Origin of the sequence: Dactylosporangium sp. McL0621 (assembly GCF_049995355.1) — a bacterium.
Taxonomy (GTDB): Bacteria; Actinomycetota; Actinomycetes; order Mycobacteriales; family Micromonosporaceae; genus Dactylosporangium.
On record NZ_CP188259.1, the window covers coordinates 7,093,167 to 7,110,552 of the forward strand.

Here is a 17,386-nt window from a genome sequence, read left to right on the forward strand (position 1 = left end):
GGATTCACCCTGGGTGGGGGCCTTTTTGTGTCGACGGTCATGCGGGTGGGTGCTCGTCCGTGATCCCCACCCAGTCCGTGGGCGGCCGGAACGGTCCGCCAGAGTCCGGGCATGGTTGGTGTTGATCACGTCGTGGGAGGAGCGCGGCTGCCGAATACTCGTCGAGTCGCCGCTGAACCTGGGATGGTGCGCACGAGGGCGGTGAACGCACGGTCGGGACTGATATGGGTGCGGTACAGCGGGCTGCAGGGTGTGCTCGCGAGCCGTAGAACCTGGTCCAGACGACCCGCCGCCAGCCAACAACACTGCTGTTCACACCGGCCCCGGACGCTGCCCGCAATCGGCACGGCGAAGCCTCAGCGTCCACGGCTACCGGTCGTCGGGCAGCCGAGACATCGAGATGGCCGCGCCCGGGACCGCATCCTTCGCAGGCTCCGTGGTGCGCCGTCCCTTTTCCTTCCACCATGCCGTTTCCCTCCACCATGCCGCGTACGTGTCGTCCCATGGGAGAGGGTCCCTCCGCGGACCGTCGGACCGGTACGTGCGCCGGGTGGGGAAGACCGTGACTCCCATTTCCGCCTCGGACTCCCGGGAAGCGAGCCTCACTTCGTCGAAAGAGTCGTCCACCGAGACGATCGGCCGGCCGCTCATCGCGACGTGAATGTGGTCGAAGATGCCGTGTTCGAACGAGTCGAACACGGTGATCGTCAAGAAGCAGGCGCCAAGCGGGTTGGGCGGGTCGGGTTTCTCGCGGGCGTCCGCCCACTCCGCAATCGTGTGACCCGCGCCCCATTCGAACAGGGCCACCTCTCCCGGTCGCAAGAGGCGCTCTCTCCTCGCGGTGGTCTCCTCCACGAACTGGGCCTCGTCACCGAGTCGCACCCGTGCGGTGGTCGCGCCTTCGTTGATCAGTACGCCCCGGGTCTGAAACCACATGAACCCGTTGCGCTCCCCATTTCGTGTGAAGAGCCGCGCTGGTGAGGCCGTTTCGGCCTGCGCCACAGAACGATGGTCAAGCAGTCGCAATTCGTTTCCGTTGGGCATCCGATCACGCGTCGCATCGATCAGTGGGGGCCATTGCGGCGCCTCAAACAGCGCGACGACGAGGGGAGCCCGCTCGTCCGTCCTGGCGCGTGCCGCTTCCCGGACCGCCGCCGTGGCGGCTTTCAGCATTTCTTGAGTGAGGACGAGCTGTTCGTCGGCGGCTTTCGCCTGAGCCGCGTTGATCTCGACCTGTTTCTGCATCTCCGGCAACTGCTTGGCAGCGGTTCGGGCCGCACCGCGCCCCGAGCGAGCGGCCGAGGCGCCGGCAATCGCCGCGGCGACCGCACCTATGGCTGAGATGATCTGAATCCACCCGGCCAACGTCAAACGATCGAGGTTGGCTACCAGCGCATCCCAGAAAGCCCGCACGGCCACGGCCTACCTTCAAGAGAGACTCACCTTGTGGCCGGGTCCATGCTGGGCTCGGCCGCTCACCGGTAAATGTGAGACCTGCCCCGCTCGGGGAGGTATAAGCGCTTGATGCCGAGGTGACGGCCGCGGCTGCGGCCGCCGCGCCGGCGCACTCTCGACGGCGGGCAAACCGGCTCTTGAATGCTTCGCGATCCACCTGGCAGTTAGCCGTGTCACCGAGAGGCGCCACGCAGGATCTGGACGCTCCGCCCGCGTTCCGCGCGTAGCTGCTCGGGCACGGCTCGGTCGCCGACCTGACCAGCCCGACGGACAACGGAAGACTCACACCTCGTTCGCTACCACCGTGCCAGTTCGTGGCGCGAGGAGATGCCGAGCTTGCGGAAGACCTTGCGGAGGTGATAGTCCACTGTGCTCGGGCTGAGGAAGAGCTCGGCGGCGACCTCCCGGTTCGACGCACCGGCAGCAACCCGGCACGCGACCGCCTGCTCCTGACCGGTCAGTCCCGCGAACTGTCCTGATTGGCCGGTGCCGGCAGGGGGCGCGAGAGCTGTCCGAAGCTCGCGCCGGGAGGTGACGCCCACCGTGCGGAAGATTCCGCGCAGGTGGTGGTTGACTGTGTGCGCGCTGATGAACAGACGCGTGGCGACTTCGCGGTTGGTGGCGCCCCGCACGATGAGCTCGGCGACCTGACGCTGTTGCGGGGTCAGTTGCAAGCTGTTGCCGGCCTCGTCGATCGGCCGCGTCGTCAAGGCGAGTTCGGCCGCGGCCCGCTGTCCGTACGCCGGAGCACCGATGGCGGTGAACATCTCTACGGCGTCGGCCAGGTACGCTCGCGCTTCCGCCCGCCGGCGTTGACGGCGCAGCCACTCACCGAAGACGAGCCGGGTGTACGCCCGATGTGTCAGCGTCTCGGTTTCATCGATGAGCCGAAGCGCTTGGTGGTACAGGGCCTCCGCCGCACGAGCGTCGTCCGCGAGCACTGCCGCGCACCGAACCGACAGCGCCGAAGCAAGCGGTGTCGTGCAGCGCCCGACCCATTCTCTCAGCCGGGCGAGCGCTTCCTTCGCTGTCGCGCGCCGACCGCAGCGCACGCCGGCCTCGATCATGACAACCAGAGGCGCTTTGCCCGTTGTACCCGGGTGAAGTTCCCACGCACTGCGCGCGACCGCGAACGCCTCCGGGTAGCGCGATCGTCCGAGGTGCATCACCATCAGTCCGTGCGCGGCGGCGCGGTTGGCGGGCTCGTCGTCGAGCGCCGCGGCCGCGGCGCGCTGACGCCGGGCCGCGTGCATGGTTCGCGCATCCTCACCGCGCCAGGCGAGCAGCGGGGTACACGCGATGGAGTCAAGCTCCGCCTGTGACCACCCGGCCGACCTGGCGGCGCGCTCACTGCGCCGGGCATATGCCTCCGCATCGGCCAGACTCCCGCGCGTCGCCGCCACGAACGACAGTTCAGCGAGAATCCGGGGCGAACGATCTGCACGCATGGTGCAGATGGCATCGCACCGCTGTGTGGACGCAGTGCAGAATCAGTGCAGGCGACCGCGGATCAGGGTGGTGTTTCCAGAAGGTTCAACCGCGCCCGCACGTACGCCACCATGTCCCGGTAGCCCACCGCCTCCTCCGCGCTGGACATTTCGACCAGTTCGTGGAAGCCGTCACCGGCGATGAGAGCCTCGAACCGCTGGGACGCCTGCTCGGCGCGGACCATGTCACCGCGATCGAAGGCCGCCCTCGCGAGAATCGCGGCAGTGGCGCACAAGGGACCGTTTGATTCACTGACTGCCTCCGCGAGCCCCCAATCGGCCACCTCAATCGCCTGGTCGAGCCGGCCGAGCTTCCACGACGCCTCGGCGACGTACCGCGCGTAGTAGATGTTGAGATGGTCGAGCCTGTCCGCCCGGACGATCGCCAAGCCTTCCTCCCCGGCCCGTCGACCGAGCTCGGTGCGCTCGAACTTCAGATGGATCTCGCTGAGCGTCAGCAGCCCCGACGCCAGAAGATCGCGTCGCCCGGCCTGCCGGGCCAGTTCCACCGCCCGTTCGGCGTGAGCCAGGCACGCCGCGTCGCCCTGCACCATGTTTCGCATGGCAAGGTTGCGCGAGACATTCGACTGCCCGGCGAGATCGCCTATCCTCGCGAAGATGGACAGTGCTCGTTGCATGTGCATGACGGCGTCCGGGACAGGTGACAACATCGCGACGCAGCGTTCGAGCTCCGCCTCGACGACGGGCTCGACGATGCCTGGGGCGGCATCCAGGATGCGCTGCGCGATCATCACATTCGTTTCGGGCGCGTGAGGTGGCCGGTCCAGTCCCGGTACCACACCCAGGACGAGGAGGGCTGCCTCCCGCACCATGCCGTGCCGCAGGGCCACCTCGGCGACGGGCCAGACCGCCGGTTGTTCGCGCGTGTACCAGTCGAGAGCCTCTTGCAGGCTTTGGCACGTCTCGGCCCATACGTTCGGTCCAGGGGCCGGGAGGACCGTGACCGGCTGTCGCCAGTATCTGGCGTAACATTCGTGGACGGAGTGCAGATAGTGCACGACGAGCCGGCGCTCGACCGCCTCGCGCTCGCCTGCCCGGTTCAGCAGTTCACCGCCGTACGCCCGCAGGAAGTCGTGCAGAGAGAACCGCCCAGGCCGCGACTCCACGAGCAGGTTCGCAGCTACCAGCGCGTCCAGCCGGAGCCGGGTGTTCGTCCGGTCGATTCCCGCCGCGCTCGCCACCGACTCGAGTGAGATCTCCGGCCCGGGGTGTGCGGCCAGGACACGAAAGACATAGGCGGCGTCTGGTTCGAGATTGTGGTACGACCACGAGAACACGGTCCGCAGGTCATCGCCCCGTTCTACAGTGGACAGCGTGTCGAGGGCACCGGAAGGCGTGGCCAGCTGGGTCGCGATGACGCGCAACGGCAACCGAGGATTGAGGGCGGCCCGGGCGGCCACGATCGCCAGTGCCAACGGCAGGCCTGCGCATGCCGTCACGATGTCACGCACCGCGTCGGCTTCGGCGTCCGTGCGTGCCCGTTCCAGCCGGTTGGACAGGAACTCGTGCGACTCCGCTTCGTTGAGCCGGTCGAGCTGTACGTACCGGGCACCTTCGCGAGCGACGAGACTGACCAGGCTGTTGCGACTCGTGACGATGACCAGGCTTCCACGGGTAGCGGGCAGCAACGGACGGACCTGCTCCGCGTCGCGGGCGTTGTCCAACAGAATCAACATACGACGGCCGGCCAGGACTGTGCGGTAGCGGGCAGCCCGCACATCCAGGCTCTGCTCGGGTGTGTCCTGTTCACCGAGCGAAGCGAGCAAAGTGGACAGCGCGTCGTCCGACGACATCACCCGCCCGGTCGGATCGAAGCCGCGCAGATTCAGGTAGAGCTGGCCGTCGGGAAACTTGTCGGCGATCTCGTGCGCCCAGTGGACAGCGAGGGCGGTCTTGCCGATACCGCCCATGCCGCCCAACGCGGTGATGACAACCGTCGTCTCGCCGAACGTGTCGGCCAACCGTTCATCGAGCATGGCGGCCACATCGTTGCGTCGTACGAAGCCGGCGACAGGTGGGGGTAGCTGGGCGGGGCGAAGGACCTTTGCCGGTGCCTGTTCATCCTCTGGTGTCCAGCCAGTCGCGAGCAGTTCGCGGTATGCGTCGCGCAACCGCGGTCCCGGTTCCACGCCGAGTTCTTCGACAAGCCGTCGACGCGTCTGCTCGAAGACCCGCTGGGCTTCGGCCCGGTTGCCGGTAGCCAGATAGGCGCGCATCAGGCTGGCCTGTAGCGCCTCATCCAATGGAGCCGCTTCGGCCATGATCAACAATGGTGTCAGTGCTCTGTCGGCCATGCCACTCAAGATCGCGGCATCGGTCGCCGCGACCGCCACTGCGATCCGCTCCCGTTCGACCGCCACGAACCCGGCCGTATTCAGGGTCTGAACGGGAAGACCGGCGAACGCCGGACTTCGCCCGAGCTCGAAAGCCGTGAGATACGCCCGCACGCCGGCTGTCGTGTTCCCACTCGCCACGTCTGCGCGGGCCCGGCGTACCAGCTCACGGAACATGGCCAGGTCGCAGTCCTCAGTCGGGATCAGGAACCGGTACCCGGTGCCCGCGGGCAACAGATATCGCCCATTGGAGCGGGCCGGTAGGTCAGGCTCGAGAATCCGCCGGAGTTGGCCGACATGCCTCTGAATCTGGTTTACAGCACTCGCGGGCGGGTTTTCGCCCCACAGGCAGTCGACCATGGACTCGATGCTGACGACGCCGCCGGCGGCGACGAGGAGCATGGCGAGAATGACCTGCTGGCGCCACGGACCGAGGTCGACCTCAGCACCGTCGCGGGCGGCGCGCAATCCGCCGAACACCCTGAACTGGGAGTGCGGCCGCGATTCACCCGATTGCCCGTGTTCAGGCGCCCTCACGAACACACCCTACGTAGGAACGACGAATGCGCAACGTCCCTGCCCAGGATACCCCGCCGAGGACGCTCCGAAATTTCCCATGTCGCGTGTTCGGGTCGATTTCGCCGGTGACGACGAGGACTACGCATGACGAGTGATTCGGCGACCGCCCCAGGGTCCGTACCTTCGGCCAGGTTCCCCTCCCCCGGGGTCTGAACCGAAGGAGTACGCATGCCCTACCTAGCGGTTGGCGCGGAAGGCGCCAACCCCGTCAACATCTACTACGAAGACCACGGCAGCGGTACGCCCGTGGTGCTCAGCCACGGCTACCCACTCAGCGGCCGCTCCTGGGAGAAACAAGTTCCCCAACTGCTCGCGGCCGGATACCGGGTCATTGCCTACGATCGGCGCGGATGGGGTAACTCAAGCCAACCCGCGACCGGATACGACTACGACACGTTCGCCTCCGACGTCAACGAACTTCTGACGCAGCTGGACGTTCGCGGCGCCATTCTCGTCGGGCACTCGATGGGCACCGGTGACATCACCCACTACCTCGGTAGGTATGGCACCGACCGGGTCGCCAAGGCTGTCCTGCTCTCGCCGATCCCCCCATTCCTGCTGGGGACGGCGGACAACCCCGAGGGCGCGCCACAGTCGCTGTTCGACGGTTTCATCCAAGCCGCACAGGCGGACCGGTACGTGTGGCTCAAGCAGTTCCTGGAAAACTTCTACAACCTCGACACCTACGGCGGCGCCCTGGTCAGCGACCAGGTGTTCCAGGCCAGCTGGAACCTCGCCGTGGCCGGGTCTCCGATCGCCGCCGTGGCGTGCATCCCCACCTGGCTCACCGACTTCCGCAACGACCTGCCGAAAATCGATGTGCCGGTCCTCGTGATGCACGGCGACCAGGACCGCATCCTGCCGATCGGGCTGACCGCCCAGCGGCTGCCCGGACTCATCAAGGACATGCGGCTGCTCGTCATCGAGGGCGGGCCGCATGCCATCGCGTGGACCCACGCCGACCAGGTCAACGCCGCCCTGCTCGACTTTATCCAAGGCTGAAAGGAAACACGGTGAAACTCCCCCTCCGTCGGCGGACCATCTACATAGGAGCGGCCGCCGCCGCGCTCACGCTCGGCCTGGTCGGGGTCGGCACCGCGCAGGCTTCGACCAGCCGTGTGACCACTCCTGCCTACGCCCAGCCGAAGCCGACCGTCGTGCTGGTACACGGTGCCTGGGCCGACGGGTCCAGTTGGTCGGGCGAGGTGAGCCGGCTGCAGCACGACGGCTACCCCGTCGTTGTGGCACCGAACCCGCTGCGAGGCCTGTCCAGCGACGCCGACTACCTGCGTGACTTCCTCAGCGGAGTCACGGGACCGATTGTCCTGGTTGGACACTCGTACGGTGGCGCCGTCATCACCAACGCCGCCACCGGCAACGCCAACGTCAAGGCTCTGGTCTATCTGGACGCCTACATCCCGGATGCGAACCAGTCGGTGGCCGGGCTGACCAGCGCCGACTCGGTCCTCGCACCGGCCGGCAGCAACCCCGCATCGGTGTTCAAACTGGTGACATACCCGGGAGCGCCGGACGGCATCTATGACACCTACCTGCTTCCACAGGTGTTCGCGGCGGCGCTGGGTGGCGGGCTGTCCTCGTCGCAGGTATCGGTTCTCGCAGCCTCACAGCGCCCGACTTCGCTGATCGCGCTGGGCGAGCAATCCGGCGCGCCGGCCTGGGCGTCGATCCCATCGTGGGACCTCGTCGGCACGCAGGACAAGGTCATCCCCCCGGCGGCCCAGCTGTCCATGGCCGCGCACGCGCGAGCGCACGTGGTCAAGGTCAACGCCGCACACCTGTCGCTGGTCACCGCCCCGGAAGCGGTCACCCAGCTCATCGAGACCGCCGCGCGCGCTACGGCGTAACGCCTCGACGCTCTGAGGTGGTGGCGCTTCTGCGACCACCGCCTCAGAGTCTCGGGGAGCGCCCTCACCCGCTCGTCTTTCTGCCTGGCCGGCCGCCGCAATCCGACCAGCTGGGCGGCGGCACTCTGCCGGTCGCGCCGACGCCTATCGTTGCGATGGCCGGCCGAAGTCGACCCGCACCGTCTCGAAGTCCTTGAATCGCTGTGCGGCCGCGAACGTCGTGTAGATCCGCCGGTCGGCATCGGTCAGTTCGACGGCGTCGGTGAACGGGGTGAGCAGTGCCCGGGGCCACAGGCGGTGGTCCGCGATCATGTTGATCTCGGCGCAGAGCATCAGCACGAGCGCTTGCAGATAGATCCAGGCGAGAGCGGCGAGTACGAGTCCGAACGTGCCGTAGAGCGCGCTCGCGCGGCTGAGCCGGGCGGCGATGAATCGTGCGCCTACGGTCTGCAACACCATCCAGAAGGTCGCGGCGATCAGCCCACCGGCGATGACCTGGCGCACACGCAGCGTCCGAGCGGTCAGCAACTGCATCGCCGCGGTGAACAGGCCGGCATTGATCACGAACGTCAACAGGTAGCCGAGGAGCTGCAGTCCGGGCCCGGACCGGCCGGTGAGCTCGTGGGCGAAGGCCAGGAACGTCGTGGCCGCCGCCGACAGCAGCACCGCGCTGCCGAGCATCAGCAACAGCCCGAGGCCGCGCAGCCTGGACCGGATCGGATTGGGCTGTTCGTTGCGCGGGATGCCGTAGATGTGATTGAACCCGGCCTGCGCGGCCTGCATAGCCCCCAGCCCGCCGTACAGTGCGCCGAGGACGCTCAGGAACAGACGCATGCCGCTGCCGCGCAACCCGCTGACGTTGCGCTGCAACTCCGGCCCGATGGCCGGCACATCCCCCACCGCCGTCTGCACCAGTTGCTGGTGCAGACCGGGGTTGGCCTCCAGGAAGAAGCCCAGCGCAGTGAGGAACAGCAGTGTCAGCGGGAACAGCGAGATGAAGCCGTAATAGGTCACCATCGCGGCAAGATACGGACCACGGTCGTCGACGAACTTGTAGACCACCGCCAGCGGGAATCCCAGCCAGGCGTGCCGGCGCTGGTAACGATCCAACCACGCGACCACGGCGCCCACCTACCCCATCGCCCCAGCGTCACGCCCGGCGGTCCGCCCGGCCCCGCTGCGTTCCGGTGCGCCCCGGCCGCCCGCCGACGACGGCGTCCATCCGCTTACTGCGCGGCGCCGTCCGACCTGGGTGGATCGGGCGGGTCACCCCGGTGAGGCATCCAGGATCGAGGTCGTTCCCGGAGGGCGGTCCGGAAGGACGAGCCGCACAGGTCGCCTTGGTTCCCGCGGCGTTCTCGACGCCGACGATCGCGGCGTTGCCGCGGTCCATGTCGTTGTCGATGCCGTAGCTGCCGCACCCGCCGACGTGGCGAGCGAAGATCACTTGTGCGGGAGAGATCGCTGCGGGAGGGGTTGGCGCGGCAGAGCCGGGGAAGTGTCTTGCTGCGCCCGCCCGTCGGGCCCTCATGGGTGAGCAGGATGAGGAGTCAGCGCCACGAGATCCGGTCCGAGGTGGGGTCATGAGAATGCGCGCCATGATCGCGGGTACGATGCTCATCGCCGTCGTCGTCTCGATCATCCTCGTGAGGCGACTGCACCATTCGGATCTCATGGGGCGACTGGATCATTCGACTGGGGCACTGCTACGAACCGGGTTCCACGTGAACGACGGGCGTCTCTACGACGCCAATGGCAATGAGTTCGTCATGCGTGGTGTGGGCCACAGTTATGCCGTGTATCCGCAAAGAACGGCCCGGATGCTCAGTGACGTCAAGGCGATGGGCGCCAACACCGTACGTGTCGAGGTGTCCACCGGAGTCACTGCGAAACGAGACGACGCCGCCGATGTCGCGCACCTGATCGGGCTGTGCCGGCGCAACCACCTCATCTGCGTCCTGGTGGTACACGACACCACAGGGTGGGGTTACCGCAAGGAAGCCGTTCCGCAAGCGCGGGCGGTGGACTACTGGATCAGCATTCGCCAGGCGCTGCTCGGCCAGGAGAAGTACGCCATCATCAACGTCGCGAACGAACCCTACGTCCTCGACAACTTCCGCACCTGGCCCGGCGACACGATCGACTCGATCCGCCGGCTGCGCCGGGCGGGCATCCATCACACCCTCATGGTCGACGCGCCCGACTGGGGTCAGGACCTGTCATTCACCATGCGGGACCACGCCGCCGGCGTCTTCGCCGGCGATCCGGATCGGAACACCGTCTTCTCTATTCATGTGTACGGCGCTTTCTTCCGCGCCACGAACGTCCACGACTACTTCGGCCGGTACATCCAGGCGAAGCTTCCCATCGCGGTGACCGAATTCGCGTACACGCATCACGACGGCGATGTCGACGAGGACGCGATCATGTCCGAGGCGCAGGCGGACCGCGTCGGCTATCTCGCCTGGTCCTGGAGCGGCAACAGCGGAGACGTCAGCAATCTCGACATGGTGGCCCAGTTCAACGCCAAGTCGCTCACCTGGTGGGGCCAGCGAGTATTCGACGGTCCCAATGGCATCCGGCAGACCTCCCATGAGGCGACCGTCTACAGGCCGTAGGACACGCGCGAGTGCCCGCGTGGAGGGCTTCCAGCGCGGCATCGACCGAGCGACGTCGTCGAGCTCCACGAGCTCGGGCCGGTCGTGGTGCACGACCAGGTGAAGGGCGCTTTCAGCCCGGCGCAGATCCCGATCGAGGCGATCGAGGCGGTCATCACGCGGCAGCGGCGATCGCCAACGGGATGGCGCTCTCCTCGTTAGCCGGACCCCCGAACGGGAAGCAAACACGCATGAGCGGCAAGCGACAGCTGGAGGCGGCTTCTGGCTACCTGCCGATCGCCGAGCACGGCCTGATCGGCAACCTGCGCACTGTGGCCCTGGTGGGCACCGACGGTACCATCGACTGGTACTGCTGTCCCTGCTTCGACGCCCCGAGCGTGTTCGCCTCGATCCTCGACGCCGACAGGGGCGGGTCGTTCGAGCTGGCCGCCGATGCGCCGGCGAAGACCAAGCAGTTCTACTTCCCCGACACCAATGTGCTGATCACCCGATTTTTCACCGAGGACGGCGTGGGTGAGGTCCAAGACTTCATGCCGATCACCGGCGACTCCGGCGAGGTCGGCCGCAACCGGCTGATCCGGCGCGTCTTGTGCGTGCGCGGCGCGACCCCGTTCCGGGCAAGGGTGGCCCCCCGCTTCGACTACGCCAGACAGTCGCACACCGTCCGGTGGCAAGCCGGCCAGACCCTCTTCGAGTCCGGCGACCTTGCACTCGCCCTGACCGCCACCGTACCGGTCGAGCACGACGCCCTGGACGCGACGGCGTCGTTCAAACTCCTGGAAGGCGAGTCGGCGGTGTTCGCGCTCGACCGGGTCGGCGACGACGTCGCGCCGCGCGGATGCCCGCGAGCCGAGGCCGAGCAGGAATTCGCCACCACGGTGGCGTTCTGGCGGCGATGGCTGTCCGCCTCCCGTTACCGCGGCCGGTGGCGCGAGACCGTCCACCGCTCCGCGCTGACGCTCAAGTTGCTCACCTACGCCCCGACCGGCGCGATCGTGGCCGCGCCGACGACCAGCCTGCCCGAGCGGATCGGCGGCGAGCGTAACTGGGACTACCGGTATGTGTGGATCCGCGACGCTGCCTTCTGCGCCTACGCCTTGCTGCGACTGGGCTTCAGCGGCGAGGCCGAAGCCTTCATGACCTTCCTGGCCGATCGCACCACCCGGCATGACGACAGTCAGTCCGGGCCGCCACTGCAGATCATGTACGGCATTGACGGCCGCACCGACCTGCCCGAACGCGAGCTGGACCACCTGGACGGATACGAGGGCTCCTCCCCGGTACGCATCGGCAACGCCGCCGCCGACCAACTTCAACTCGACATCTACGGAGCGCTCATCGACTCGGTCTACCTCTACGACAAGTGGGGACAGCCCATCTCCAGCGACCACTGGGAGGCGATCTCCCGCCTGGTGGACTGGGTCTGCGACCACTGGAACCAGCCCGACGAAGGCATCTGGGAGACCCGCGGCGGGCGCAAGAACTTCCTGTACTCGAGGCTGATGTGCTGGGTGGCGATCGAACGGGCCATGCGAATGGCCAACCACCGCGGTCTGCCTGCGAACATCGCACATTGGCGGCGGACCCGCGACACGATCTACCGCCACATCATGCGTCACGGCTGGTCGCCCACCCGGCGGGCGTTCGTCCAGCAGGAGGACAACGATGTCCTCGACGCCGCGGTCCTGATGATGCCCCTGACCAAGTTCATCGCCCCCACCGACCCTCGATGGCTCGCCACCCTCGACGCGCTCACCGCGGAGCTGGTGTCCGACTCGCTGGTGTACCGCTACGACCCCACCGCCAGCCCGGATGGCCTCCGCGGGGAGGAGGGCACCTTCTCGATCTGCTCGTTCTGGTACGTCGAAGCGCTCACCCGGGCCGGGCGGCTCGACGAGGCCCGGCTGGCCTTCGAGAAGATGCTCACCTACGCCAACCACCTTGGCCTGTACGCGGAGCAGATCGGCCGCACCGGTGAACAACAGGGCAACTTCCCGCAGGCCTTCACGCACTTCGCGCTCATCAGCGCCGCGTTCAACCTCGACCGCGCCCTCGGCTGACAACGAGCCGGGCCGCCGATGACGCCGAGCACCGAACAAGGGTTGCATCTGACCCGCAGCCTGACCCCGCCGCCTGACCCTCGAGAGACCTACGCTGGGGTGTATGGCTCGGACGAACGAGGAGGTCGCGGCGCTCCTGCAGGAGTACGCCGACCTCATCTCGATCACGGGTGAGGAACAGTTCAAGGCGCGCGTATACGAGAAGGCTGCGCGTTCCGTCGCCGGTTACCCGGAAGACATTTCCGCCGCCGACGTGAAGACGTTACGGGGCATCCCGAACGTGGGCGCGTCGATCGCGGACAAGATCGTCGAGTACTTCCATGACGGTGGGACGTTCGCTGCGCTGGAGGAGCTGCGCGCCAAGATTCCGGCCGGTGTTCGGCGCCTGATCGAGATTCCCACCCTGGGGCCGAAGCGTGCGATGGCCTTGTACGAGCAGCTTCACGTCTCCTCGGTCGAGGAGCTGTCGGCGGCGCTCGACGAGGGCCGGCTCCGGGGGCTCAAGGGATTCGGCGCCCGCAGCGAGGACAACCTGCGCCACGGCATCGAGCTGCTGCACCACGCTGGTGACCGGCTGCTGATCAACGCGGCGATGGAGGTCGCGGAGACCGTCGTCGCCGCATTGTCCGCCGTGGACGGGTGTGTCCGCTGTACGTACGCGGGGTCCCTGCGCCGGATGCGCGAGACGATCGGTGACGTCGACGTCCTCGCCGCCGCGGAACGGTCAGACGCGCTGATGGCCGCGTTCGTCGAGCTGCCGCTGGTCGCCGAGGTCATCGCCCATGGCGCGGCGAAGACGTCGATCCGCACCGCGAGGGGCCTGCAGGTCGACCTGCGGGTGGTGCCGCCGAGCGCATGGGGCGCCGCGTTGCAGTACTTCACCGGCGCGAAGGCGCACAACATCCGCACCCGCGAGATCGCCGTGCGGCACAAGCTCAAGCTTTCCGAGTACGGGCTGTTCGACGCGCCGACGAACACCCTCATCGTGTCGCAGACCGAGGAGGAGGTGTACGACCGGCTCGGCCTGCCCTGGATCCCGCCGCCGCTGCGCGAGGACCGCGGCGAGATCGAAGCCGCCCTGCGCGGTGAACTACCGGACCTGATCCGGACGAAGGACCTCCGCGGCGATCTGCACACGCACACCAACCTCACCGACGGCGTGGCCTCGCTCGCCGAGATGGTCGGCGCGGCCGCGCGGCTCGGCCACGCCTACCTCGCGATCACCGACCACGCGCCGAACCTGTTCATGCAGCGCATGTCCGACGAGAAGATGCTCGCGCAACGCGAGGAGCTGCGGGCGCTCGCGGCCGAGCGCCCGGAGCTGCAGCTGCTGCACGGCACCGAGCTGAACATCGACCCGGACGGCGAGGTGGACTGGCCGGCCGACTTCCTCGCCGGGTTCGACGTGTGCGTGGCGTCGGTGCATTCGCACTTCAACCAGTCGCGGAAGGAAATGACCCGGCGGCTTGTGCGGGCCTGCGAAAACCCGCACGTCAACATCATCGGTCACCCCACCGGCCGGCTCATCGGCCGCCGGCAGCCCGTCGACGTCGACCTCGAGGAGGTGTACGAGGCGGCCGCGCGCACCGGCACCGCGCTGGAGCTCAACGCCTCCCCCGAGCGGCTCGACCTGTCGGCGGAGCACCTCATCCAGGCCCGCCGGCACGCCGTGCGGTTCGCCATCAACAGCGACGCGCACGCGACGACGCACCTGGCCAACCTGCGTTACGGGGTCGGCACCGCCCAGCGCGGCTGGCTCACCGCGGACGAGGTCATCAATACGTGGCCGCTGCGGAAGCTGCGCGCCTTCCTGGACAAGTCGACTTCCTGAACGAAGCGGTACCGTCAGGATCGGGCCCAGGAGCAGCGAGGTCGTACGTGCAGGGCCTCCTTCACGACCTCGATCGCTGCACCTGAAGGGCATGCCTGTGATGATGCGCGAGCTGGCGAAGCGACTGGGGTCGGATGATCAACCGGCTGTGCCGACGCCGTACGCGGGCGACTTGGTCAGTGCCGCTGCCGCTGCCGCGGACGCTGACCACAGTCTGATTGCAAGGCTGCCGCCTGCTCGTCGGCCGCAATGAGTACCGGCGTCACGTACGAATGTGCAGCCACTATGGTCGTAGCGTTCGCTGTGGCTGGCCGTCGCCAATCCGGGGTGACGTCACGGCGGACCCGTTGAATCGTGCTCGCACGAGCCGGGGAACCAGGTACCACTGGGGTGAATCCGAGCGGCGTCGCGTCGCGAGGTAGGGCGACCCTCCCGTCCGAACCCGTCAGCTAACCCGGTAGACGGTTTCGGAAGGAGCATTGCGATTTCTGCGGAGAATCCGAACCAGCAGCCGGCGGCCGCTCGCAAGTATCTTCCTCGTCACTTGCAGTACTTCCGGCGTGGCCGCCACTCGGCGTACCGGCGGCGTACCGGCCTGTACGCCGCTGCGGCGGTCCTCGCAGCCGCGGCGATCGGCTCGGCGTGCGTGTCGTCGTCCTGGGCAGGCAGACCCGATGACGTAGCACAGGCCGCCGCGGCGCCGCAGCACGGCACCGCTCAGACGGCGCTCGTCGAGAACCCCTCGTCCGGCACGGACCCGCGGCCCGGCGACGAGCCGAGCCAGCAGCCGGCGCCGCCCGCCACCCGGGCCGATCCCTCACCGATCCAGCAGCCCGCACAGGTACCGAAGGTGCGCGGTCCGTCGCCGATGCGCACCACAGGGCCCGCCACGGGACCGGCCGCGCCCAATGGCACCTCGGCCCCGCCCGCCGCGGCCTCAGCCCCGCCCGCGTCGGCATCCCCGTCACCGACTGTGACCAGTCCCAGCGGCGGCCAAGCCCCGTCCGGCACGACGGCGCCGTCTCCGTCATCGACGCCGAGCGCGAGCTAAGGCGTATTTGGGTAAGTCGGGTCAGAGCCACTCGTTGATTGCGGTGATGGTGACGGTGGCCTGGTTGCCATGCCGCCACACGGCCAGCAACCGACGGCCACTTACCAAACCGCCTCAGTCGTTCTGGGGGAACACACGGCGGATGCGGGCCACCGCCTTGCGAGTGCCGGGATCCTTCCAGTTGGTCAGGTCGGCGGCGACCGCGGTGATCCTCGTCCTGCCGCTGGGTAGGGCCGTCCGCAGGTCGGCGAACACCTCCGGGTCGCCGCCGAGGCGGGCCACCTCGGCCAGGAGTGCGTCGGCGGCCGGGCGTTCGCTGTCGTCGCGCACGAGACCGTCAGCCGGCGAGGCGGCGCAGGATGAGGCGCTGCTGGCGGGCGTAGGCGCGCTGGCCCAGCTGGGCCTACGCGGGCCGGTCACTCACCACCTCCCGCGCCCGCATCGTCGCCACCGCGGACCACCCGCGACGACCGCTTCTCCCGCGGCGCGGCGTCAAGGGCGACGACGGCGGCGCGGAAGTCACCGACGGCCCAGGCCCGCTCGCCCTCGAGCAGCCGCAGCAGGTGCTGAAAGTTGGCGGGCGCTTCCCCGGCACGGGCGGCGATCCAGCACACCTCGTCATCCAGTTCACGCAGCAGACCGTCTTGCTCTCCCCCGGCGGCGGCGCGGACCTGCCCGGCGAGCGCCAGCCCGTGCAGCAGGTGGACCAAGGCCGCGGTGTAGACACCGCGGGAGGCTGGCAGCAGCGGCGTCGCCGCTGTGGCGTGCCGGGTCAGGCAGGCCGGGTCACCGAAGACGGCGGCGGCGAGCGCGCGGGTCGCATGCGCGTGGAGCTCGGCCAGCGGGTTGTCGGCGTACCTTTCCGCCGGGAGCGCCCCGCCGACCGTGCCGGAGCGGTCGCCGCGCAGCACGCCGGCCAGCCACCGGTAGCTGTCGAGCGTCTCGCCGATGTGCGCGCCGCCCGTCTGCTGCGCAAAGGCCAGCCCGGCCTCCACCTCGGCCAGGCAGGCGTCCAGCGGTGCGCAGTCCAGCAGGGCACCGCTGATCACGAAGTACGTGTGCAGGGCGTTGGTCAGCTCGCCCCCAGCGATCAGCCCCTCCCGGGCCCGCCGAGCCTCCTCGACAGTGCGTTCGAGGGGTTCGGACCAGCAGCCCACCAGCGAGGACAGGAAGCGCACCTGTGAGGTCTCGGGCTCATAGCCGCGCGCCTCACCCACTGCCAGGACCCGCCGTATCACCTGCCACCCGGCGGCGTAGTCGCCGTAGGTCGCCATGGCGGTGAAGGCAGTGTGACTGGCCGGGCCGAGCAGGGGACGAGCGGGACCGTGCTCGAGCCAGATCCGCAGCGACTGCAGGCTCAACCAGTCGAACGTGGCCTGGTCGGCGGCGAAGTCGACCAAGCACGGCGCGCCGTCCCGGCAGATCAGGATGTTCGCCGGCGTGATGTCGCCGTGCAGCACGCCCTGACGGTGCATCCCCGCCACCGCGCGGGCCAGTCCCGCCCCAAGCGCGACCAGATCTGCAACTGCAAGGGGCTTCGCCAACGCATTCAGACTCGTGCCGCCGACATCGGTCATGGTGACCGACCCCGGACACCGCGGCGCATCCGCCAGCTGTGCGACGCCCCAGACACCGCGCAGGCGCTCGAGGATCGCGACCTCGTGCTGCACCCGCCGGGACGCCCCTGGTCCCAGCGGCTCTTGGCGGATGACCACGCGCGCGCCAACCGACACCCGGCTGACCCGCGTGCGCTCACTCTCGTGGAGTCCGCGGTCGGGTGGAACCCGGCCCAGCAGCGCCTCGCCTGCTCCCATCCGACACCTCCGCGGACGGTCGTACCCCCAACCTCTACCGTACTGACGCCCATTTCCGGGTGAGGGCGGCCCCCAGGCCACCGTCCGCCACCATGGACCGGCCGGCTTGCTGGTGGCCGATCTGGTCGGCCTGCACGTCGCGGCGAAGCGCTACCTGGCGGCCACCGAGGAGTACTACCGCTCGGCGGCCAGCCGGCAGGGCGCCCGGCCTCCCGAGCGAGACGGAGGTGTGAGAGGCATTGTCCTGATTGCCCCGGAGGGCGCGGTCCTCG

At 68.4% G+C, this 17,386-nt stretch carries 12 protein-coding genes and 1 riboswitch; of the genes, 5 read left to right on the forward strand and 7 right to left on the reverse strand.

The window, feature by feature from the left end:
- Window positions 1-369: 369 nt before the first annotated feature.
- The 3 genes from ACPPVO_RS33490 to ACPPVO_RS33500 all read right to left on the reverse strand — a co-directional run bounded on the left by ACPPVO_RS33490 (window position 370) and on the right by ACPPVO_RS33500 (window position 5,833).
- Window positions 370-1,419, reverse strand: a complete 1,050-nt coding sequence (locus ACPPVO_RS33490; protein ID WP_426502538.1) for a hypothetical protein — start codon at window positions 1,417-1,419, stop codon at window positions 370-372.
- Window positions 1,420-1,751: 332 nt separating this feature from the next.
- Window positions 1,752-2,903, reverse strand: a complete 1,152-nt coding sequence (locus tag ACPPVO_RS33495; RefSeq protein ID WP_426502539.1) for a helix-turn-helix transcriptional regulator — start codon at window positions 2,901-2,903, stop codon at window positions 1,752-1,754.
- A gap of 62 nt (window positions 2,904-2,965) precedes the next feature.
- Entirely contained in the window at window positions 2,966-5,833 is a 2,868-nt protein-coding gene (locus ACPPVO_RS33500) for a BTAD domain-containing putative transcriptional regulator (RefSeq protein ID WP_426502540.1), read from the reverse strand.
- 210 nt (window positions 5,834-6,043) lie between these two features.
- Here ACPPVO_RS33500 and ACPPVO_RS33505 point away from each other — a divergent pair, with 210 nt between their 5' ends.
- Together ACPPVO_RS33505 and ACPPVO_RS33510 are read left to right on the forward strand one after the other, a co-directional pair.
- A complete protein-coding gene (locus ACPPVO_RS33505; protein WP_426502541.1) occupies window positions 6,044-6,877 on the forward strand; it encodes an alpha/beta fold hydrolase in 834 nt (277 codons plus the stop codon).
- Between the two features lie 203 nt (window positions 6,878-7,080).
- On the forward strand, window positions 7,081-7,740 hold the full coding sequence (locus ACPPVO_RS33510; RefSeq protein WP_426502542.1) for an alpha/beta fold hydrolase: 660 nt from the start codon (window positions 7,081-7,083) through the stop codon (window positions 7,738-7,740).
- A 144-nt stretch (window positions 7,741-7,884) separates the two neighbouring features.
- Here ACPPVO_RS33510 and ACPPVO_RS33515 read toward each other — a convergent pair whose 3' ends face one another.
- A complete protein-coding gene (locus ACPPVO_RS33515) occupies window positions 7,885-8,862 on the reverse strand; it encodes a YihY/virulence factor BrkB family protein (protein WP_426502543.1) in 978 nt (325 codons plus the stop codon).
- A gap of 461 nt (window positions 8,863-9,323) precedes the next feature.
- Between ACPPVO_RS33515 and ACPPVO_RS33520 the strand changes: the two genes are divergently transcribed.
- The 3 genes from ACPPVO_RS33520 (at window position 9,324) to polX (ending at window position 14,249) form a co-directional block, all read left to right on the forward strand.
- Window positions 9,324-10,358, forward strand: coding sequence for a cellulase family glycosylhydrolase (locus tag ACPPVO_RS33520; protein WP_426502544.1), 1,035 nt, complete (start codon window positions 9,324-9,326; stop codon window positions 10,356-10,358).
- Between the two features lie 230 nt (window positions 10,359-10,588).
- Window positions 10,589-12,418, forward strand: a complete 1,830-nt coding sequence (locus tag ACPPVO_RS33525) for a glycoside hydrolase family 15 protein (RefSeq protein ID WP_426502545.1) — start codon at window positions 10,589-10,591, stop codon at window positions 12,416-12,418.
- 103 nt (window positions 12,419-12,521) lie between these two features.
- Window positions 12,522-14,249 (forward strand): DNA polymerase/3'-5' exonuclease PolX, encoded by a 1,728-nt coding sequence (gene polX / locus ACPPVO_RS33530; RefSeq protein WP_426502546.1) that lies wholly within the window; start codon window positions 12,522-12,524, stop codon window positions 14,247-14,249.
- 335 nt (window positions 14,250-14,584) lie between these two features.
- Window positions 14,585-14,728, forward strand: a riboswitch (cyclic di-AMP (ydaO/yuaA leader).
- Window positions 14,729-14,966: 238 nt separating this feature from the next.
- Here the strand turns inward: polX and ACPPVO_RS33535 are convergent.
- From ACPPVO_RS33535 to ACPPVO_RS33545, 3 genes are all read right to left on the reverse strand, one after another.
- Window positions 14,967-15,260 carry a hypothetical protein gene (locus tag ACPPVO_RS33535; protein ID WP_426502547.1) on the reverse strand — a complete coding sequence of 98 codons (294 nt, stop codon included), beginning with the start codon at window positions 15,258-15,260 and terminating at the stop codon, window positions 14,967-14,969.
- Between the two features lie 154 nt (window positions 15,261-15,414).
- Entirely contained in the window at window positions 15,415-15,630 is a 216-nt protein-coding gene (locus tag ACPPVO_RS33540) for a hypothetical protein (RefSeq protein WP_426502548.1), read from the reverse strand.
- 86 nt (window positions 15,631-15,716) lie between these two features.
- Complete coding sequence (locus tag ACPPVO_RS33545; RefSeq protein ID WP_426502549.1) at window positions 15,717-16,970, reverse strand: hypothetical protein; 1,254 nt, start codon at window positions 16,968-16,970, stop codon at window positions 15,717-15,719.
- Between the last annotated feature and the right edge of the window lie 416 nt (window positions 16,971-17,386).

Coding starts and splice junctions, on each gene's coding strand:
- ACPPVO_RS33495 (WP_426502539.1), bottom strand. CDS start 2,903: ATGCGTGCAGATCGTTCGCCCCGGATTCTCGCTGAACTGTCGTTCGTG.
- ACPPVO_RS33505 (WP_426502541.1), top strand. CDS start 6,044: ATGCCCTACCTAGCGGTTGGCGCGGAAGGCGCCAACCCCGTCAACATC.
- ACPPVO_RS33520 (WP_426502544.1), top strand. CDS start 9,324: ATGAGAATGCGCGCCATGATCGCGGGTACGATGCTCATCGCCGTCGTC.
- ACPPVO_RS33525 (WP_426502545.1), top strand. CDS start 10,589: ATGAGCGGCAAGCGACAGCTGGAGGCGGCTTCTGGCTACCTGCCGATC.
- polX (WP_426502546.1), top strand. CDS start 12,522: ATGGCTCGGACGAACGAGGAGGTCGCGGCGCTCCTGCAGGAGTACGCC.